The 19,272-nt window shown below is 73.0% G+C and carries 19 protein-coding genes; 9 read left to right on the top strand and 10 right to left on the bottom strand.

Translation table 11 applies throughout. The annotated features are described in order from the left end of the window. Window positions 1-78: 78 nt before the first annotated feature. Together OG509_RS06340 and OG509_RS06345 are read left to right on the top strand one after the other, a co-directional pair. Window positions 79-1,932 carry an ABC transporter transmembrane domain-containing protein gene (locus OG509_RS06340; protein ID WP_406180812.1) on the top strand — a complete coding sequence of 618 codons (1,854 nt, stop codon included), beginning with the start codon at window positions 79-81 and terminating at the stop codon, window positions 1,930-1,932. Continuing rightward, window positions 1,929-3,710 (top strand): ABC transporter ATP-binding protein, encoded by a 1,782-nt coding sequence (locus tag OG509_RS06345; RefSeq protein WP_406180813.1) that lies wholly within the window; start codon window positions 1,929-1,931, stop codon window positions 3,708-3,710. The genes OG509_RS06340 and OG509_RS06345 overlap by 4 nt, the downstream gene beginning before the upstream one ends. 104 nt (window positions 3,711-3,814) lie before the next feature. On the opposite strand, the gene OG509_RS06350 is transcribed toward OG509_RS06345, so the two are convergent. Then, the gene (locus OG509_RS06350; RefSeq protein WP_133898761.1) at window positions 3,815-4,606 is read right to left on the bottom strand and encodes a metal-dependent hydrolase; all 792 of its coding nucleotides are present in this window, start codon (window positions 4,604-4,606) and stop codon (window positions 3,815-3,817) included. A 145-nt stretch (window positions 4,607-4,751) separates the two neighbouring features. On the opposite strand from OG509_RS06350, the gene OG509_RS06355 reads away from it, so the two are divergent. The 3 genes from OG509_RS06355 to OG509_RS06365 all read left to right on the top strand — a co-directional run bounded on the left by OG509_RS06355 (window position 4,752) and on the right by OG509_RS06365 (window position 8,734). Next, the gene (locus OG509_RS06355) at window positions 4,752-7,274 is read left to right on the top strand and encodes a DEAD/DEAH box helicase (RefSeq protein WP_406180815.1); all 2,523 of its coding nucleotides are present in this window, start codon (window positions 4,752-4,754) and stop codon (window positions 7,272-7,274) included. Between the two features lie 106 nt (window positions 7,275-7,380). Beyond that, window positions 7,381-8,283 carry an acyl-CoA thioesterase II gene (locus OG509_RS06360; RefSeq protein ID WP_030158060.1) on the top strand — a complete coding sequence of 301 codons (903 nt, stop codon included), beginning with the start codon at window positions 7,381-7,383 and terminating at the stop codon, window positions 8,281-8,283. 49 nt (window positions 8,284-8,332) lie between these two features. Next, entirely contained in the window at window positions 8,333-8,734 is a 402-nt protein-coding gene (locus OG509_RS06365) for a YchJ family protein (protein WP_387283174.1), read from the top strand. On the opposite strand, the gene OG509_RS06370 is transcribed toward OG509_RS06365, so the two are convergent. Both OG509_RS06370 and OG509_RS06375 read right to left on the bottom strand, forming a co-directional pair. Beyond that, a complete protein-coding gene (locus OG509_RS06370) occupies window positions 8,698-9,561 on the bottom strand; it encodes a DUF6397 family protein (RefSeq protein WP_406180817.1) in 864 nt (287 codons plus the stop codon). The two genes, OG509_RS06365 and OG509_RS06370, sit on opposite strands and share 37 nt — an antisense overlap. Before the next feature lie 102 nt (window positions 9,562-9,663). Beyond that, window positions 9,664-10,062, bottom strand: coding sequence for a roadblock/LC7 domain-containing protein (locus OG509_RS06375; protein WP_030158066.1), 399 nt, complete (start codon window positions 10,060-10,062; stop codon window positions 9,664-9,666). Window positions 10,063-10,169: 107 nt separating this feature from the next. Here OG509_RS06375 and OG509_RS06380 point away from each other — a divergent pair, with 107 nt between their 5' ends. After that, complete coding sequence (locus OG509_RS06380) at window positions 10,170-10,598, top strand: PPOX class F420-dependent oxidoreductase (protein ID WP_406180819.1); 429 nt, start codon at window positions 10,170-10,172, stop codon at window positions 10,596-10,598. Between the two features lie 40 nt (window positions 10,599-10,638). Here the strand turns inward: OG509_RS06380 and OG509_RS06385 are convergent, their stop codons facing one another. The 5 genes from OG509_RS06385 to OG509_RS06405 form a co-directional block, all read right to left on the bottom strand. After that, window positions 10,639-11,322, bottom strand: a complete 684-nt coding sequence (locus OG509_RS06385) for a GTP-binding protein (protein WP_406180820.1) — start codon at window positions 11,320-11,322, stop codon at window positions 10,639-10,641. Beyond that, complete coding sequence (locus OG509_RS06390) at window positions 11,322-11,702, bottom strand: DUF742 domain-containing protein (protein WP_030158072.1); 381 nt, start codon at window positions 11,700-11,702, stop codon at window positions 11,322-11,324. The genes OG509_RS06385 and OG509_RS06390 overlap by 1 nt, the downstream gene beginning before the upstream one ends. A 17-nt stretch (window positions 11,703-11,719) precedes the next feature. Continuing rightward, window positions 11,720-12,163, bottom strand: coding sequence for a roadblock/LC7 domain-containing protein (locus tag OG509_RS06395; protein WP_030158074.1), 444 nt, complete (start codon window positions 12,161-12,163; stop codon window positions 11,720-11,722). Continuing rightward, on the bottom strand, window positions 12,163-14,763 hold the full coding sequence (locus tag OG509_RS06400) for a nitrate- and nitrite sensing domain-containing protein (RefSeq protein WP_406180821.1): 2,601 nt from the start codon (window positions 14,761-14,763) through the stop codon (window positions 12,163-12,165). Before OG509_RS06400 ends, OG509_RS06395 begins: the two co-directional genes overlap by 1 nt. A gap of 88 nt (window positions 14,764-14,851) precedes the next feature. Then, the gene (locus OG509_RS06405) at window positions 14,852-15,679 is read right to left on the bottom strand and encodes an MHYT domain-containing protein (RefSeq protein WP_406180822.1); all 828 of its coding nucleotides are present in this window, start codon (window positions 15,677-15,679) and stop codon (window positions 14,852-14,854) included. 158 nt (window positions 15,680-15,837) lie between these two features. Between OG509_RS06405 and OG509_RS06410 the strand changes: the two genes are divergently transcribed. Then, complete coding sequence (locus OG509_RS06410) at window positions 15,838-16,437, top strand: class I SAM-dependent methyltransferase (RefSeq protein ID WP_406180824.1); 600 nt, start codon at window positions 15,838-15,840, stop codon at window positions 16,435-16,437. A gap of 66 nt (window positions 16,438-16,503) precedes the next feature. Here OG509_RS06410 and OG509_RS06415 read toward each other — a convergent pair whose 3' ends face one another. Continuing rightward, entirely contained in the window at window positions 16,504-17,418 is a 915-nt protein-coding gene (locus OG509_RS06415) for an oxygenase MpaB family protein (protein WP_406180825.1), read from the bottom strand. A gap of 135 nt (window positions 17,419-17,553) precedes the next feature. On the opposite strand from OG509_RS06415, the gene OG509_RS06420 reads away from it, so the two are divergent. Both OG509_RS06420 and OG509_RS06425 read left to right on the top strand, forming a co-directional pair. Further along, window positions 17,554-18,348 (top strand): hypothetical protein, encoded by a 795-nt coding sequence (locus OG509_RS06420; RefSeq protein WP_406180826.1) that lies wholly within the window; start codon window positions 17,554-17,556, stop codon window positions 18,346-18,348. 23 nt (window positions 18,349-18,371) lie between these two features. Beyond that, window positions 18,372-18,827, top strand: a complete 456-nt coding sequence (locus OG509_RS06425; RefSeq protein WP_406187486.1) for an SAM-dependent methyltransferase — start codon at window positions 18,372-18,374, stop codon at window positions 18,825-18,827. Between the two features lie 7 nt (window positions 18,828-18,834). Here OG509_RS06425 and OG509_RS06430 read toward each other — a convergent pair whose 3' ends face one another. Then, a complete protein-coding gene (locus OG509_RS06430; protein WP_030158088.1) occupies window positions 18,835-19,017 on the bottom strand; it encodes a hypothetical protein in 183 nt (60 codons plus the stop codon). Window positions 19,018-19,272: the final 255 nt, after the last annotated feature.

Here is a 19,272-nt window from a genome sequence, read left to right on the forward strand (position 1 = left end):
CGCAAAATCGATTGCCCGGAACCGGTCCGGAAGGCGAACCTTGCACGGTTTGGACCACTCGACCAGTCATGGGGCGTCATGCAGATCAGCGATCTTCCGTATCCGGATCCCGGGGTACCCGACGCCCGTTCAGGCCCGCGCTTCCTGGTGTGGCTGGGCCGCGGCCAACTCGGCGGACAGGCCCGGAGCCTGTGCTGGGGACTGGTGCACTTCTGCGGCGTCGCGGGGCTGCCGTACGCGGTGGGGCTGGGCGTCGACGCGGTCGTCCGGCGCGACGGCACCGGGCTGCTGCTGGTCGGCGCGCTGCTGGCACTGATCGGCGTGGCCATCTCGGTCGGCGACGCGATGCTCCACCGGACCGCCGTCACCAACTGGATCACCGCCGCCGCGCGGGTGCAGCAACTGCTCGCCCGCAAGACCGCCGAACTGGGCTCGGCTCTGACCCGGCGGGTCGCGGCGGGCGAGGTGGTCGCGGTCTCCACGGGCGACGTGGAGAAGATCGGCTGGTTCGTCGAGGCGGTCTCCCGCTTCCTTGCCGCCGCCTTCTCCGTCGTCGCCATCTGCGTCGGCCTGCTGTTCTACGCGCCCGCCATCGGCGTGGTCGTCGCGATCGGCGTCCCCGTGCTGGCCCTGTCCGTGCTGCCGCTGCTGCCGCGCGCCACCCGGCGCGCCGACGTGCAGCGCGAGAAGGCCGGCAAGGCCACCGAACTCGCCTCCGACACCGTCGCCGGCCTGCGGGTGCTGCGCGGCATCGGCGGCGAGGAGCTGTTCCTGGGCCGCTACCGCGAGGCCTCTCAGGAGGTCCGCAAGGCGGCCGTGCGCAGCGCCCGGATGTGGGCGCTGATCTCCGCGATCCAGGTGCTGCTCCCGGGAGCCCTGCTGATCACCGTGGTCTGGTACGGCTCCGCACTCGTGCTGGACGGCCGGCTGGAGGTCGGTGAACTCGTCGCCGCCTTCAGCGCGGTGGCCACGATGCTCTACCCGCTGCGGCACTTCGAGGAGATCGCCATGGCGTACTCCTTCTCCCGGCCCTCCGCCGTGCGGGCCGCGCGGGTGCTGTCGCTGACGCGTACGGACGCCCCCGAGCCGGAGGCGCCCGACGCCGGGATCCCGCGGGCTCCGGCCCCGGGCGGGGACCTGTACGACCCCGCGACGGGACTGCTGGCCCCAGCGGGCCGGTTCACCGCCGTGGTGTGCGGGGATCCGGACCTGGCGGGCCGGCTCGCCGAGCGCCTCGGCGGGCATCCGGCGGACGACGGCCCGGCTGCCGAGCGGGTCTCGGTGCTGCTGGGCGGGGTCGCGCTGGACGAGCTCGCGCTGGACACCGCGCGCAGGCTGGTCCTCGTACAGGACAAGGACCCGGTGCTGCTGTCCGGGACGCTGCGCGAACTGTTCGCCGTACCGGCGTCCGGAGCGGTCGAGCCCGGGGCGGCGCTGGCCGCCGCCCAGTGCGCGGACGTCCTGGACGCGCTGCTGCAGTCGGCGCCGGACGGGGTGGAGGACCCGATGGACGCGCGGATCACCGAGCGCGGCCGGTCCCTCTCGGGCGGGCAGCGCCAGCGACTCGCGCTGGCCCGGTCCCTGGCGACCGACCCGGAGGTGCTGGTCCTGGACGAGCCGACCTCGGCCGTCGACTCGCACACCGAGGCGCGGATCGCGGACGGGATCACCACCCTGCGCGCCGGGCGCACGACGGTGGTACTGGCCTCCTCGCCGCTGCTCCTGGACCGCGCGGACCGGGTGGTCCTGATTCACGAGGGCGCGGTCGCCGCGACCGGTACGCACCGCGAACTGCTGCACGGCGAACCGCTCTACCGGGCGGTCGTCACCCGCGAGACCGACGAGGAACAGCGGGCGGCCCGGCCGGAGCTGACCCGGCTGGAAGAAGCCCGGCTGGAAAAAGCACTCACAGAGATCGAGGAATCCGCATGATCGGCGTGGCGCCGCCGCAATACGATCCGGCGGCCCCCGCATCGGCCGCCACCCTGCCCGTGGGCACGACGGCGACCGTACGGGGCTATGTGCGCGGCCTGTTCCGCCGCCACCGGCGGGCCTTCGTGGTGCTGGTGACGGTCAACGCGGCCGCGGTGACCGCCTCCATGGTCGGCCCGTACCTGCTGGGCCGGGTCGTGGACCAGCTGGCGGCGGAGGTCCGTGAGCTCCATCTGGGGCGCGTGGCCCTGTTGTTCGCGCTGGCCCTCGTGGTCCAGACGTTCTTCGTGCGGCTGGTCCGGCTGCGCGGCGCGATGCTCGGCGAGGAGATGCTGGCCGATCTGCGCGAGGACTTCCTGGTGCGGTCCGTGGGCCTGCCCCCGGGCGTGCTGGAGCGGGCCGGCACCGGTGACCTGCTGTCGCGGATCACCACCGACATCGACCGGCTGGCCAACGCGATGCGCGAGGCCGTGCCGCAGCTGGCCATCGGCGTGGTCTGGATCGGGCTGCTCTTCGGGGCGCTCACGGTGACCGCGCCGCCACTGGCCCTGGCCTCGCTGGTGGCGCTGCCGGTGCTGGTGACCGGCTGCCGCTGGTACTTCCGGCGGGCGCCGTCGGCGTACCGTTCGGAGGCGGCCGGGTACGCGGCGGTCGCGGCCGCGCTCACCGAGACGGTGGACGCCGCGCGCACGGTCGAGGCGCACCGGCTCGGGCCGGGCCGGATCGCCCTGTCGGAGCGGCGGATCAAGGAGTGGACGGCGTGGGAGCGGTACACGCTGTACCTGCGGACGGTCCTCTTCCCCGTCGTCAACGTCACCTTCGTGACGATCCTCGGCTCCGTGCTGATGATCGGCGGCTACTGCGTGCTCCAGGGCTGGATGTCCGTGGGACAGCTGACCACCGGTGCGCTGCTGGCGCAGATGATGGTCGATCCGATCGGCCTGATCCTGCGCTGGTACGACGAGCTGCAGGTCGCCCAGGTGTCGCTCGCCCGCCTGGTGGGCGTACGGGAGATCGAGCCGGACGCGGGTGACGCGGACGTCTCCCCGGAGGGGCGGGACGTCCGGGCCGACGAGGTGCGCTTCGGCTACCGGGAGGGCGTGGACGTGCTGCACCAGGTGTCCATGTCCGTGCCGCCGGGCACCCGGATGGCGCTTGTCGGCCCCTCGGGGGCGGGCAAGTCCACGCTGGGCCGGCTGCTGGCGGGCATCTACGCGCCGCGGACCGGCGAGGTCACCCTCGGCGGGGCGCAGCTGTCGCGGATGCCCGCGGAGCGGGTGCGCGAGCAGGTGGCGCTGGTCAACCAGGAGCACCACGTGTTCGTGGGCTCGCTGCGGGACAACCTGCGGCTGGCGCGCACCGGGGCCGGTGACGCCGAGCTGTGGGCGGCTCTGGGCGCGGTGGACGCGGATGGCTGGGCCCGGGCGCTGGAGAGCGGCCTGGACACCGAGGTGGGCTCGGGCGGTACGGCGCTGACCCCGGCGCAGGCGCAGCAGATCGCGCTGGCCCGGCTGGTGCTGGCGGATCCGCACACGCTGGTGCTGGACGAGGCCACCTCGCTGCTGGACCCGCGGGCCGCGCGGCATCTGGAGCGTTCGCTGGCCCGGGTGCTGGACGGCCGTACGGTGATCGCGATCGCGCACCGGCTGCACACCGCGCACGACGCGGACGTGATCGCGGTGGTCGAGGGCGGCCGGATCAGCGAACTGGGCTCGCACGACGAGCTGGTCGCGGCGGACGGCGCGTACGCGGCCTTGTGGCGTTCCTGGCACGGCTGACCGGCCCGCACCGCCTGCCGTACGAGGTGCCGTACGAGGCCCCGGTCCCCCGCAGCCGCGCGGGGGCCGGGGCCTTCGCCGTGCCGGACGAACTCCCGGATGAGCTAGATGAAGCCGAGGGCGGAGGCTCCGCCTATGCCGCCGAGCAGCATGAACACGGGCATGAGCACCTTGAGCTCCACCCAGCTGCCGGCCCGGAAGCGCATGCCCTTGGGCGGGCCGATGGGATACCAGCGCTTCCCGGCGATCGGCAGGGGCCACAGGATGGGGCAGCCGGAGACGGTCAGCGCGTCGCCGATGTCGTGGACCAGGGCGCCGAGCAGGATCGGCAGGCCGAGCCAGAGGTATTCCTGGCCGGGGCCGGTGAACAGCCATCCGGCGCCGTTGCCGGGCTGGTCCAGCACGCCGGCCAGGATCCAGGCACTGGTGGCGCCCAGCAGCCAGACCAGGACGTCGCTGGACATCCGGGCGGCCCGCCACAGCAGGCCCTCGACGGCCAGGACCAGGTGGACGAAGAGCAGGACGAGCACGCCCCAGCGGTCGGTGGTGGCCGCCAGTGCGGAGGACCCGGCGCCGATCAGGACGGCCCACAGCCAGGTGTGCGTCAGGGTGCGGTGGCCGCCGGTGCGGCGGGCGTCCTTGGGTGCGCGGGTGGCCTTGTAGACGGCGTAGGAGATCTTGTCGACCACCTCGCACAGGCCCCGGGAGAGCGGGCCGAAGGCGCGCGAGATCGTCGCCGACTTGTGGTCCAGGTCGGGGGCGAGGGCCGCGCCGGCACAGATGAGCGCGCCGACGACGAGGACCGGCCAGGGCATCGGGTGCCCGGCGGCCGCGGCCGCCGCTCCCACCCCCAGCCAGGCTGCCGCCCCGGACAGTGAGTGCGCCGGACCCATCATGGTCGTTCCCCGCCCCAGTCGTGTGGTGGTCGGGCCCTGTTGACGGTTTCGTTCGGGCCCGGTCAACGGCACAGCGTACCGGCGGTGATCTTCGATCCGTCCGCCGGTTCCCTCTTCCGGCGGGAAGCCAGGCAAGATGGGGGGTGTGACCCTCATTGATCAGCTCCCGCCGAACGCCGACCCCGACGCCCTCTTCGAGGCTTTCTCCTCGTGGGCGGAGGATCAGGGCATCACCCTGTACCCGGCTCAGGAGGAGGCACTGATCGAGGTCGTCTCCGGGGCGAACGTGATCTTGTCCACCCCGACCGGCTCCGGCAAGAGCCTCGTCGCGGCGGGCGCGCACTTCACCGCCCTCGCCCAGGACAAGGTCACCTTCTACACCGCTCCGATCAAGGCGCTGGTGTCGGAGAAGTTCTTCGACCTGTGCAAGCTCTTCGGCACCGAGAACGTCGGCATGCTGACCGGCGACGCCTCCGTGAACGCGGACGCCCCGGTGATCTGCTGCACCGCCGAGGTGCTGGCCTCCATCGCCCTGCGCGACGGCAAGTACGCCGACATCGGCCAGGTCGTCATGGACGAGTTCCACTTCTATGCCGAGCCGGACCGCGGCTGGGCGTGGCAGATCCCCCTGCTGGAGCTCCCGCAGGCCCAGTTCGTCCTGATGTCGGCGACGCTCGGCGACGTGAAGCGGTTCGAGGAGGACCTGACCCGCCGCACGGGCCGGCCGACCTCGGTGGTCCGCTCCGCGAGCCGGCCCGTACCGCTGTCGTACGAGTACGTCACGACGCCGATCACCGACACGATCACCGAGCTCCTGGAGACCCGGCAGGCCCCGGTGTACATCGTGCACTTCACGCAGGCCCAGGCGGTCGAGCGGGCGCAGTCGCTGATGAGCATCAACATGTGCACCCGCGAGGAGAAGGACAAGATCGCCGATCTGATCGGCAACTTCCGCTTCACCACCAAGTTCGGCCAGAACCTCTCCCGCTACGTCCGGCACGGCATCGGCGTCCACCACGCAGGCATGCTGCCCAAGTACCGGCGCCTGGTGGAGAAGTTGGCCCAGGCCGGCCTGCTGAAGGTGATCTGCGGTACCGACACCCTCGGTGTCGGCGTCAACGTCCCCATCCGCACGGTGCTGTTCACCGCGCTCACCAAGTACGACGGCAACCGGGTCCGCACGCTGCGCGCCCGCGAGTTCCACCAGATCGCCGGCCGCGCGGGCCGGGCCGGCTTCGACACGGCGGGCTATGTGGTCGCCCAGGCGCCCGAGCACGTCATCGAGAACGAGAAGGCCCTCGCGAAGGCCGGCGACGACCCGAAGAAGCGCCGCAAGGTGGTGCGCAAGAAGGCTCCCGAGGGCTTCGTCGCATGGTCGGACACCACGTTCGAGAAGCTCATCGCCGCCGACCCGGAGCCGCTCACCTCCCGGTTCAAGGTCACCAACATCATGCTGCTGTCGGTCATCGCCCGTCCGGGCGATGCCTTCCAGGCGATGCGCCACCTCCTGGAGGACAACCACGAGCCGCGCAAGGCGCAGCTGCGGCACATCCGCCGGGCCATCGCGATCTACCGCTCGCTGCTGGACGGAGGCGTGGTCGAGAAGCTCGACACCCCGGACGCGGAGGGCCGCACCATCCGGCTCACCGTCGACCTCCAGCAGGACTTCGCGCTCAACCAGCCCCTGTCCACCTTCGCGCTGGCCTCCTTCGAGCTGCTGGACCCGGACTCCCCCTCCTACGCGCTGGACATGGTCTCCGTGGTCGAGTCCACCCTGGACGACCCGCGGCAGATCCTGGCCGCGCAGCAGAACAAGGAGCGCGGCATCGCCGTGGGCGCGATGAAGGCCGACGGGATCGAGTACGAGGAGCGGATGGAGCGTCTGCAGGACGTCACGTATCCCAAGCCGCTCGACGAGCTCCTCTTCCACGCCTACGACGTGTACCGCAAGAGCCACCCGTGGGTCGGAGACCACCCGGTCTCCCCGAAGTCGATCATCCGCGACATGTACGAGCGCGCGATGACCTTCACCGAGTTCACCTCGTTCTACGAACTCGCCCGCACCGAGGGCATCGTGCTGCGCTACCTGGCGAGCGCGTACAAGGCGCTGGACCACACCATCCCCGACGACCTCAAGTCCGAGGACCTCCAGGACCTCATCGCCTGGCTGGGCGAGCTCGTCCGCCAGGTCGACTCCAGCCTGCTCGACGAGTGGGAGCAGCTGGCGAACCCGGAGGTGGAGACGGCGGAGCAGGCCCAGGAGAAGGCCGACCAGGTCAAGCCGGTCACGGCGAACGCCCGCGCCTTCCGCGTCCTGGTCCGCAACGCCATGTTCCGCCGGGTGGAGCTCGCCGCGCTGGACCACGTCGACCAGCTGGGCGAGCTGGACGCCGGGTCCGGCTGGGACGCCGACGCCTGGGGCGAGGCCATGGACGCGTACTGGGACGAGTACGACGACCTGGGCACCGGCCCCGACGCCCGCGGCCCGAAGCTGCTCCAGATCGAGGAGGACCCGGCGCACGGCCTGTGGCGCGTCCGCCAGACCTTCGCGGACCCGAACGGGGACCATGGCTGGGGCATCAGCGCCGAGGTCGACCTCGCGGCCTCCGACGAGGAAGGCCGTGCGATCATCCGGCTGACCTCGGTCGGTGAGCTCGGCGCGCTCTGACCTCCCCCTGGACTCCGTCCGGGGGGACCCCCACCCGCAAGCGACCGGCCCCGCCGACGCCGGTTTCCCGCCGGCTCCGCCCGGACCCAACAGTGGAGAACCTCTGATGACGAATCCCGCCGAGAGACTCGTCGATCTGCTCGACCTGGAGCAGATCGAGGTCAACATCTTCCGCGGCGCCAGCCCGCAGGAATCCCTCCAGCGCGTCTTCGGCGGGCAGGTCGCCGGCCAGGCCCTGGTGGCGGCCGGCCGCACCACCGAGAGCGACCGCCCGGTCCACTCGCTGCACGCGTACTTCCTGCGCCCCGGCATCCCCGGGGTGCCGATCGTGTACCAGGTGGAGCGGGTGCGCGACGGGCGGTCCTTCACCACACGCCGCGTCACCGCGGTCCAGCAGGGCAAGACGATCTTCAATCTCACCGCCTCCTTCCATCATCCGGAGGAGGGCAGCATCGAGCACCAGCTGCCTCCCCGACTCGACTTCCCCCACCCGGACACGCTGCCGAAGGTCGCGGACGAGATCCGCGAACACTTGGGCGCGCTGCCCGAGGCGCTGGAGCGGATGGCCCGCCGCCAGCCGTTCGACATCCGGTACACGGACCGGCTCCGCTGGACTCCGGAGGAGCTCAAGGACGCCGATCCGCGCAGCGCGGTGTGGATGCGCGCGGTCGGCCCGCTGGGCGACGACCCGCTGGTACACACCTGCGCCCTCACCTACGCCAGTGACATGACCCTCCTCGACGCCGTGCGCATCCCGGTCGAGCCCCTGTGGGGCATGCGCGGCTTCGACATGGCCTCCCTGGACCACGCCATGTGGTTCCACCGGCCGTTCCGCGCCGACGAGTGGTTCCTTTACGACCAGGAGTCGCCCATCGCGCACGGCGGCCGCGGCCTTGCCCGTGGCCGCATCTACGACCTGGAGGGCAGGCTGCTGGTCTCCGTGGTCCAGGAAGGCCTCTTCCGCCCGTACGCCGAGAACGCGGCCAAGCCGCCCGTGTCACCCCAGTAACCCACCCCCTTCCGGCAGTCCGTCCCGTCCACGAAGAGCTGAGCGCACCATGCCCACCCCGGCCCTCCCCTGCCCCTGCGGGCTGCCCGCCGCCTACCCGGAGTGCTGCGGCCGCTTCCACTCCGGTGCACAGCAGGCGCCCACCGCCGAGCTCCTGATGCGCTCCCGGTTCAGCGCGTTCGCCGTCGGCGACACCGCCTACCTGCTGCGCTCCTGGCACCCGAGCACCCGGCCCGGCCGGCTCGACCTGGACCCCGGCCAGCGCTGGGAGCGCCTGGAGATCCTCGCCACCGAGCGCGGCGGGATGTTCGAGACGGAGGGTTCGGTGGAGTTCCGGGCGCACTACCGCGAGGGCCGGCACACCGGTTCCCTGCACGAGCACAGCGCCTTCACCCGGGAGGCCGGGGCCTGGGTCTACGTCGGCCCCCTCTCCCCCGTCGACTTCGGCTGACCGCGGGCCCCGGTCAGCGCGAAGTCCAGGCTGGTGCGGTACCAGTGGACCTCGTCCGGCGGCTCTGCCCGCAGCAGCCGGAGCGCCACGGCAGCCGCGGCCGGGATCTGCGGGTGCCCGTAGGGCGGGGGCGGGGCGAGCGCGGCCAGCACGATCCGCTCCGCCGGATCTGGCACGGCCTCTCGCAGTTCCTCCTGTGGGAGGACCGAGGCGAGCACGGCGGCCCGCTCCCAGGGGTCGGCGGTTCGTCTCAGCAGTAGCCCCACATGCCGCCCGCGCCACTTCCGCGGCCGCAGATCCGCCTTGGCGGCCAGCAGCTCCCGGTCGGCCGGGGGTGCGCTCCCGCGCAGCATCCCCGACTCCCGGTCGGCGAACTCCCTCAGCTCCGCGGCCAGATAGAGCCACACCGCCGCCCGGTAGCGGTTGATCCGGTAGGCGACCGGGGTGATGTGCCCGCAGCGCGCGAGCCGGGTGAACCGGCCCGGGCTGATGCCCAGCACCGCGCCGGCGGCCTCGGCTCCGGCCAAGGTCTCGACCCGCTCGCGCAGCGCGTCCGGGAACCCCTCGGCCGACCGGATCCGCTCCAGCTCGGCCCGCGTGTAGCGCGCGGCCCCTCCCGGCGCCGGCGGCCCGGCCCGTACGATGCCCAGCTGCACGGCCCGGGCGAACTCGGTCCGGGTCAGCCTCAGTTCCTCGGCCGCCCGGGCTCCACCCACCGCCGCATCCGGCAGCAGGTCCGCCCGTACCACCCCCGACGGCCCGGCCGCCCGTACCACCGGCAGGGCCTGCCCCCGTACATCCGACAAGACCTGCGTCGCGACCTCCATGACGGTCCTCCCCCACACGAGACGATTACTCTGTGTGAAGACCGTAACTCAGCGCTACGATACCCGCGAGGCCTGTGGATAACTCCGGAAACCCGGCAGGCCTCAGCCCCCCGTGATCCGCCGCTCTGCCACTCCCAGGTGCTCCCCCACCCGGTTGACCAGCAGCGTCATCTCGTACGCGACCTGGCCGATGTCGGCCTCCGCGGCGCTCAGCACGCACAGCGAGCTCCCCGCGCCCGCCGCCATGACGAACAGGGCGCCGTCGTCGTACTCGACCATCGTCTGCCGTACCTCGCCCGCCCGGAAATGCCGGCCCGACCCCTTCGCCAGACTCTGCAACCCCGCCGCCACCGCCGCCAGATGCTCCGCGTCCTCCCGGGCCAGCCCCGCGCTCGCGCCCGTCACCAGGCCGTCGTTGGAGAGCACCACCGCATGCCTGACCTGCTGGACCCTGCGCGTCAGATCGTCGAGCAGCCAGTCGAGTTGCTTGTCCAGTGCCATTTCGAGCCCCTCCCCGTTGACGCCGCCGGCGTGGCCGCGCCCCACCCCTCGTAGTAAGTGCCGCCAGCCTTCCCCACCAGCGCCTTTCGGGCAAGGAGGATGTCCCCATGGCGAAGAAGATGACTCAAGAGGAATGGCGGGCATTCGTCTCGTACGGGACCCGGACCGGCAAGCTGTCCACTGTCCGCGAGGACGGCAGCCCCCACATCGCACCCGTCTGGTTCGTTCTCGACGGCGACACCTTCGTGTTCAACACCGGCAAGGGCACGGCGAAGGGGCGCAACCTGCTGCGCGACGGCCGGGTCGCGCTCTGCGTGGACGACGACCGTCCGCCGTACTCCTACGTCGTCCTCCAGGGGCGCGCCGAGATCGGCGAGGACCCGGAGGAGATGCTCCCCTGGGCGACGCGCATCGCCGCCCGCTACATGGGTGAGGAGCGCGCCGAGGACTTCGGCCGCCGCAACGCCGTCCCCGGCGAACTCCTCGTCCGCGTCCCCATCGACAAGGTGATCTCCGTCGACGGTGTGACCCACTGACGCGGGCGCCGCCGCCCCCTCGCCGCCCCAGGCTCGCCCCTCACACGGAATCGGCCTGCGGCTCCACCGAGTCCAGCAGCCGGGCGGTGTGCACCCGCCCGGCGTACTCGACCAGCCTGATCAGCACTTCCTTCCCCGAGTCCTTGTCCCGCGCATCGCACAGCACCACCGGAGTTCCCGGCTCCAGGTCCAGTGCCCGCGCCACCTCGTGCGCCCCGTACCGCCGCGCGTCCGTGAAGCAGTTGACGGCCACCACGAACGGGATGCGCCGGTGCTCGAAGTAGTCCACAGCCGGGAAGCAGTCCTCCAGCCGGCGCGTGTCCGCGAGCACCACCGCGCCGAGGGCGCCCTGCGACAGCTCGTCCCACAGGAACCAGAACCGGTCCTGCCCCGGCGTCCCGAACAGGTAGAGCGACAGTCCGGAGCGGATGGTGATCCGCCCGAAGTCCATGGCCACGGTCGTGGTCGTCTTCTGGGCGACCCCGCCCGTGTCGTCGACCCGTTCGCCCGCCTCGCTGAGGAGTTCCTCCGTCCGCAGCGGCCGGATCTCACTGACCGCGCCGACCAGTGTCGTCTTGCCGACCCCGAACCCGCCCGCCACGAGTATCTTCAGCGCGAGCGCGGCCAGTTCCCCGTCTTCCTCGGGATCCGCACCCGGATCGAGATCCGTCTCCGGGTCGGGCACCGAGGCCCGTCCGCCGGTTCCGTCGTGGTGTTGTCCCATCACAGCGCTCGCAATCCCTCGATGACTTCACGCAGAATCCGCTCGTCCGGCAGCCGGGCGGGCGGCACCGGCCGGCTCACCTTGACGTGCCCGCCCTCCAACAGGTCCCCGAGCAGCACCCGCACCACGCCCACCGGCAGGTCCGCGTCCGCGGCGAGCTCGGCCACCGACTGCGTCTCGGACCGGCAGAGCCCGAGCAGTGCCCGGTGTTCGGGGCCGAGCAGCGACTCGGCCGCCGCGTCCCCGCCCTCGCCGTCCACGACGACCAGCGCGATCAGGTCGAACCGGACCCCGTGGGGCCCCGGCTTCGTACGCCCGCCCGTCATGGCGTACGGACGGACGAGCGGGCCCGCGTCGGCGTCGTACCACTGGCCGTTCATGTACCGGACCGCCGCTCTCAGCCCGCGGCCGGCGGCCGCGCCGCGAACCGGGGCGGGGTGTACAGGTGCTCCCCGACCCGCTTCACCAGCCGGGCCATCTCGTACGCGATCAGCCCGATGTCGGCGCTCGCCGCGCTCAGCACGGCCAGGCAGGATCCGTCCCCGGCGGCCGCGACGAAGAGGAACCCCTCGTCCATCTCCACCATCGTCTGGCGCACGCCCCCGGCGTGGAAGTGCCGGCCCGCGCCCTTCGCGAGACTGTGGAAGCCGGAGGCAACGGCGGCCAGGTGCTCGGCGTCTTCCCGGCTGAGCGCGCTGGACGCGCCCACCGCCAGGCCGTCGTTGGACAGGACCACGGCGTGCCGGACCTCGCGGACCCGGACCACCAGATCGTCCAGCAGCCAGTCCAGTTCGCCGGACCTGCGGATTCCGTCGGGATTGAATCTCTGGTGCTCGATCATCACACTTCTCCTTCGCTGCCTGCGTGGGCGCCGGTCTCCTGGCCGCCGCGGACCCATCCGGCCCGGTAGGAGGCCATCCGGTCCCGGACCTCCTCCGGGCTGCGCCCGGGCGGCTCCTCGGGCGGACGCACCCCGGTGGGGGCCTTCGGGGCGGGGGCCTCGCGCAGCTGCGGCACCAGGCTGGCCTGGCGTACGCGGCGCGGCAGTTCGGTGACCGCCGCGCCTGCGGGGCCCCGCGACCGCAGGGAGGCCACCGGGGCCGGGGCCGGGTGCGGCGCCTCCTCCCGTACGGGGCTCCGCTCCGGTGCCGGGATGCCGCGCGGTTCCTCCCGTACCGCCGACCGGCGCGCGTCCTCCCGTACGACGGCCATCGCGGGCGGCGCCGGCGCCGGCTCCCGCGGCTCCGCCGCAGGCTCGAAAGGCTCGTCCGGAGCCGGCGCCGGGGCCTTCGCCGGCGCGGAGCCGGTCTCGATCGCGCCCTGGAGCAGGGAGTTCGGCAGGAGCACCACGGCGGTCGTGCCCCCGTACGGCGACGTGCGCAGGTGCACCCGCACGCCGTGCCGGGCCGAGAGCCGGCTGACCACGAAGAGCCCGAGCCGGTCGCTGTCGAAGAGGTCGAGGGCCTCGGACTGCTCGATGCGCCGGTTGGCCTCGTGGAGGGACTCTCGGCCCATGCCGAGCCCGCGGTCCTCGACCTCCAGGACGTATCCGGCGCCGACGGGCTCGCCGCTGACGCGGACCTTGGTGTGGGGCGGGGAGAACTGGGTGGCGTTCTCGATGAGTTCGGCGAGCAGGTGCGTGAGGTCGGCGACCGCGCCGCCGAGTACGGCGGCCTCGGCCAGCTGGCGGACCTCGACGCGTGGATAGTCCTCGATCTCGGAGACGGCGGCCCGTACGACGTTCGTCAGCGGGACCGGCATCCGCCAGGCCCGCCCGGGGGCGGCCCCGGAGAGGATGATCAGGCTCTCGGCATGCCGGCGCATCCGCGTCGTGAGGTGGTCGAGGCGGAAGAGGTCGCCGAGTTCGCCGGGGTCGTCGGCGCGCCGCTCCATCGAGTCGAGCAGGGTGAGCTGCTTGTGGACCAGGACCTGGCTGCGGCGGGCGAGGTTGACGAAGACGCCGCTCACGCCGCTGGCGAGCTCGGCACGCTCGACAGCGGCGCCGAGGGCCGCCCGGTGGACGGTGGCGAGGGCCTCGCCCACCTGGGTGATCTCGTCGTCGGCGGGCGGTGGGGGCGGGGTCTCGGCCTCGATGTCGATGTCCTGGCCGGCCCGCAGCCGGTCCATGGCGTGCGGGAGCTTGCGGTGGGCGATCTCCAGGGCGGTGTTGCGCAGCGAGACGAGCTCCACGACGAGGGCGCGGCCGATGCGCACCGAGATGACGAGGGAGGCGGCGACTGCGGCGAGACCCAGCAGTACGGCGGCTCCGGCGGGGCTCAGGCCGCCCTGGGCGAGGGGGTCGGTGCGGTCGACGGCTCCGGCGTGCGCGGCGGCGGCGATCTCGCGCATCGAGGTGCTGATGCCCGTGTACGCGGCGTCCCAGCCGGCGGGCGCACCGCGGGCCGTGTCCTTGGCCGGTCCGGCGGCGGATCCGGCTCCGGAACCGGTGCCGGAACCGCCGGCCGCTCCCGTGGCCGCCCCGGCCGTGAGCACCCGGTCCTCGGCAGCGGTCAGCTCGGCGTAGGCGGCGCTCTTCGCGACCGACTGCCAGGCGGCCTGCTGGGCGGCGGGCAGGTCGTCGGCGCTGCCCGCGGTGAGGGCGCGGCGGGTCTCGATGACGCCGGTGAGGCGCCGAAGCGTTTCGGCGGTGCGCGGCCCGGGCGCGGCGATCAGCGCGTCCTCGCGGGAGAGGAGCTCTCCGGCACGGGCGAATTCGAGCAGGACGCGGGCATCGGGGCCGAGTTCGGCCTCCGCGCCGCCGGTGAGGGAGCCGTCGACGGCGAGGGCGCTGTCGACCACGCGCGTGTAGGTCTCGTACGCCGCGTCCTGGGTCGCCCGCCGGTCCGTGACGTCCTTGCGGGTGGCGCCGAGCCCCTCCGCCGCGGCCACGAAGGCGCCGACGCGGACCACGACGTCGGTGCGGTGGTCACCGGACTCGGCGACGGTGTGCCGGTCGCCGAGCCGGAGCCGCCGGACGGCGGCGTCGGTGCGGCGAGCCTGCTGTTCGAGCGCGGTGCGCTGGTCGGAGACGGGATCGGCCAGGTAGCGGACGGCGGCGCGCCGTTCGGCCTGGAGCTCGGTGACGGCGGCCGCGACGGGGGTGCGTATCTGCTGGTCGACCCGCTGGGCGCGGGTGAGCCGGGCGATGTCCTGGGCGGTGCTGACGGTCGCGAAGCCCCAGAGGGCGAGGAGCGAGACGACCGGGACCATCAGGAGCGACACGATCTTCGCGCGGACGGAGGCGGGTCGCAGCCTCGGCCGCAGCCCCGGCCGGCGGGACCCACCGTCGGTGGCGGCCGCCGTCGCCGGGCCGGATCCGCCGGTCCGCCCGCCCTCCGGCGCCGGCTCCTCGGCGGGTGGTCCGGCGTGGGCCCGGCGGCCGCGCGCCGGGGGCGCGGGCAGCTGCGGCGCCGCTGCCGGTGGTCTGCGGGGTGTGCGCATGGGCTCCTCGTTCCGGGTGCGGTCCAGCAGGGTGGTTCGGGACAGGTCGGCAGGCAGGCACAGGCAGGCAGGTCGGCTGGTCGGCAGATCAGCGGGCCGCCGCGGGCGGCACCGCGGACGCCGCCTGCACCGGCCCCGATGCCGGTGCCTGCCCGCCCAGGTACCGGGCGGCCGACATGGAGGCGGCGTGCTCGTCGGCGGTCGGGGACAGCGCGACGAACGCGGAGGTGATGAACAGGTACGAGCCGAGCCCGACGGCGAGCGGGAAGATGAACTGCATCGCGGTGGCGCCGGGCAGGGCCTGGTCCGAGGGGACGACACGGACGGCGACCGCCAGCATCCCGGTGTAGTGCATGCTGCTGACGGCCGCGCCCATGACGAGCGAGGCGACGGCCACGGCGACCGGTGCCTTGATGTTCAGCGCGGCCCACAGCGCGGCGGTGGCCGCGACGACGGCGATGGCGACCGAGAGCCCGACCGTGAGCGGGTCGTACGAGATGCTGCCGTGCAAGCGCAGGGCGGCCATCCCGAGGTAGTGCATGCTGGCGACGCCGAGGCCGGTGGTGAGCCCACCCAGGACCAGGGCGCGGCCGCGGGCCCGTCCGTAACCGACGGCGAACACCCCGGCGCCGACGACGAGCACGGCGACGAGGAGGCTGAGGATGGTCAGCGGCACGTTGTAGTGGATCTCGGTGCCGGTGACGTTGAAGCCGAGCATCGCGACGAAGTGCATCGTCCAGATGCCGGTGCCGATGGCGGAGGCCGCGGTGAGGAGCCAGTTGCGGCGGGAGGATCCGTTCGTCGCGGCGAGCGCGCGGACGGTGCAGCGCAGCCCGAGGGCCGCGCCGATGGATGCCATCACATATGACAGTACGGGTGTCAGCCAGCCATAGGCCGCGTGGTCGAGGTGTCCCATGGCCCCGGGACGCTAGTCCGGGTGAGGGCGCGAACAAGGGGAGCATTTCGAAAGCAGCTGGAACTGCTGGAATATGACAGAGCTACGTACGTCTTCGATCACGCCACGTGCCACCTTGCACACGCACCGCGCGGAACCCCATGGGGGATCATGTCCACATGAGCGAAGACCACACGCACGTGCAGGAGTTCTTCGGAACGCGCGCCGCCGACTGGGACCGGAAGTTCCCGGCGGACGGGCCCGCGTTCACCGCGGCCGTGGCCGAATTCGGCCTGCGCCCCGGGGACCGCGTCCTCGACGCGGGCTGCGGGACCGGGCGGGCGCTGACGGCGCTGCGCGCCGCCGTCGGCCCGGCCGGCACGGTGCTCGGCGCGGACCTCACCCCGCAGATGCTCGCCGCCGCACGGCGGGCCGGGCGGGACGCCGAGGGCGCGCTGCTGCTCGCGGACGTGGCCCGGCTGCCGCTGCGCGACGGGGTGCTCGACGCCGTGTTCGCCGCCGGGCTCATCTCGCACCTGCCCGATCCGGAGGCGAACCTGCGCGAGCTCGCCCGCGTCGTCCGCCCCGGCGGCCGGCTCGCCCTGTTCCACCCCATCGGGCGGGCGGCCCTGGCGGCGCGGCAGGGCCGCGACCTGACCCCGGACGACATGCGGGCCGAGCACAACCTGGGCCCGCTGCTGGCCGGTTCGGGCTGGGACATGACCTCGTACGCCGACGAGGACGCCCGCTTCCTGGCGCTCGCGCTGCGCCGCGCCTGACCGGCCCCTCCCCACACCCACTTCGTACGTCGGCACCTGGCCCGGGATCCGAGGAGGTGCCCCGGATCACGCCGGAGGCTGGGCCTCGGCCTCGGCCGGTCGGCGGGGATGCGGTACGGGGCATCCCCCCGAGCCGGGCACCGGAAACGTGCCGAGCTCGCCCACGTCATAGCCCTGGGGGTAGCCCTTGATCTCCGGGTTCTGCCGGGCGTGGTGCGGGGCCTTGCGCGGCGGCAGCAGCCGGACGGCGCGCCCGCGCAGCTTGAGGGCGCCCCGGAACAGCCGCTTGACCTGCGGGTGGGGGCTCTCGTAGCGGAAGGCGGACAGGAGCGGCTCGTCGAGGAGGGAGAGAGCCAGTGCGCGCGCCGCGGGGGCGAGCGGCGCCGGGTACCAGGAGGCCATCAGGCCGATGGTGGAGTCGGCGACCTCGCGGCCGCCCTGGTCCCAGCCGAAGTGGGCTTCTTCGTACGCGTTCATGGTCTCCTCGAACTCCTCGTAGGAGCCCGGGATGTCCTTGATGCCCATGTGCCGGCCGAGCTCGGCGTAGTAGTTCGCGGCGGCGCGGCGCTCGTGGTGGGTCAGCGGGCGCCAGCCGTAGGCGTCCAGCCAGCGCACCGGAATCACCACGAACGTGGACAGGACGTAGCGCATGTCCTCGTTGCTGATGTCGTAGGCGCGGTGCATCTGGTTGACGCGGCGGATCGCGGTGCGTCCGGTCTCGCTCTCGAAGCCGTGCTCCACGACGGCGTCGAGGAGCAGCGAGGTGTCGTCGTAGCGCTTCTGCGGGCGGTCGGTGAACTCGGCGGTCTCGGCGAGCAGGCGGCCGATGCTGGGGACGGCGTACGTCCGCAGGAGGGCGAGCTCCAGGGCCCGGGTGAAGTCCCAGGGGAACTCGTAGGTGGTGGTGAGCCGGTAGATGGCGAGGAAGTCCTTGTCGGGGTCCAGACGGAGGATCTCCCTCAGCCGGTCGTAACGCTGCACCGGGTGTCCCTTTCTGTGGCGGGTGGCCAACTCTACGTGCAGGTGGCGGGCTTGGAAATCGACGGCCGCAGGCTCTCGACGCGGGGGTTACCCGCTGGTTAGGGTGCGCCGACGAGAGAGCGACCGGGAGGCCACGTGACGGACGAGGAGGGGGGCGGTTCGCTCTATGTGCTCACCGCCGTGCTGCTGACCCCCGCGCAGTTTCCGAGCATCCTTGGCGACGATTTCCCGGAGGCCTGCTCGCTGCTGGGTGTGAAGCCGGCGGCGCAGGGATACGGGCTGGTGCTCGGCCAGGACGAGGAGGGCGCGCGCTGGACGGTCGTCGTGGACGACGTCTCGCTCGTGGCCATGGCGATCGCCTCCTGGGACTGCGGCATGGAGTACGACCTGTCGCCCGACGAGCGGTCGATCGTGGTCTCGCTGGCGGGCTGGCCGCTGGCCCTGTCGGTGGCGGCGCCGGGTATCCCGGAGCCGCACGACCCGGAGCAGGGCGCCGACGGCACGGGGCGGGTGCCGCTGGCACCGCCGTCCGCGGAGGCGTGGGGGCCGGTGCAGCGGCGGATGGGCGCGGACCAGATCGCCCGGGAGTGGACGGACTGGCACGAGCGGATCGCGACGGACGGCGGCGCGGCGGCCGCGGCGCACCCCGGGCTCGCGCGGGCGCTCCGGGAGGCCCTGGAGTACACGCAGAGCCCGCCGCCGCCCGGCCGGGTCCGGTCCTCGTTCGCGGGCGAGGGGGTCCGGACGCTGCGGGTGGACGGCCGCGGGTGGTCGCTGGTGGCGCGGACCGGCGACACGGCCTTCGTACTGCTGGACGAGGAGCCGAGCGAGGTCCTCACAGTCCCCCGCGACGGGGATCCCGATCTCGGCCTGCCGAAACTGCCGGAGCTGCTCGCGGCCCTGGACCGCGTCGCCGTACGCCCGGCCTGAACCGAAGGAGAGACGCTGTGCTGGTGGAATCGGAGCCGGTGGCCGTGGTGGTGGGCGGCCGCGCGGAGGCGGTCGACGACGACTGGGGGCGGGAGACGGCCGTGATCCGCCTGGACGCCGGGCGGTTCGGCCCGGAGGCCCTGTACGGGCTGGCGGAGTTCTCGCACCTGGAGGTCGTCTACCACTTCGACCGGGTCCCGCTGGAGAAGATCGAGACGGGCGCGCGTCACCCCCGGGGCAACCCCGGCTGGCCGCTGGTCGGCATCTTCGCCCAGCGCGGCAAGAACAGGCCGAACCGGCTGGGCGTCTCCAGGTGCCGGATCCTGAAGGTGGACGGCCTGGACGTGCACGTGGAGGGCCTCGACGCGGTGGACGGCACCCCGGTCCTGGACCTGAAGCCGTACATGGCCGAGTTCGGCCCGCGCGGCGAACTGCGCCAGCCACAGTGGGCCACCACCCTGATGCGCGACTACTACTAGCCGCGCCTCAGCGGCCCAGCTGCTTCCTGGATATACCCCGCAGGCGACGCCGCTGGGAGGAGTCCAGCAGCAGGTAAGCGGCCGCCGGCACACCGATCAGGACCAGCAGTCCTGCCCAGAACCCGACCGTCCAGAACAACACGATGGCTGCCGCCACTCCGGCAACCGCGACCTTGCCGCGCTTGGACATCTGCGGACACCTCCACCTGTCGTCGTCCACTACCCCCCTCAACGCACCGCCGCGACCACGCGTTCCCGACCACCCCTCCTAGCGAAGACTCCGTACGCCTCCCGGCGCGGGCTGCCCCGTCCGTGCCCCGTCCGGCCCACGCGGCGGCCACCGTGCGCGGCCGCGCCGCGACGCCGTGGCGGCATTTCGGGCGCCGTGTGGCCGACACGGCGCTTGTCGCGACCCGGTACCCGCACGACGATGGGGGCGCTCCGG

The sequence above is a fragment of the Streptomyces sp. NBC_01006 genome, assembly GCF_045162725.1.
In the GTDB taxonomy this organism is placed as follows: Bacteria; Actinomycetota; Actinomycetes; order Streptomycetales; family Streptomycetaceae; genus Streptomyces.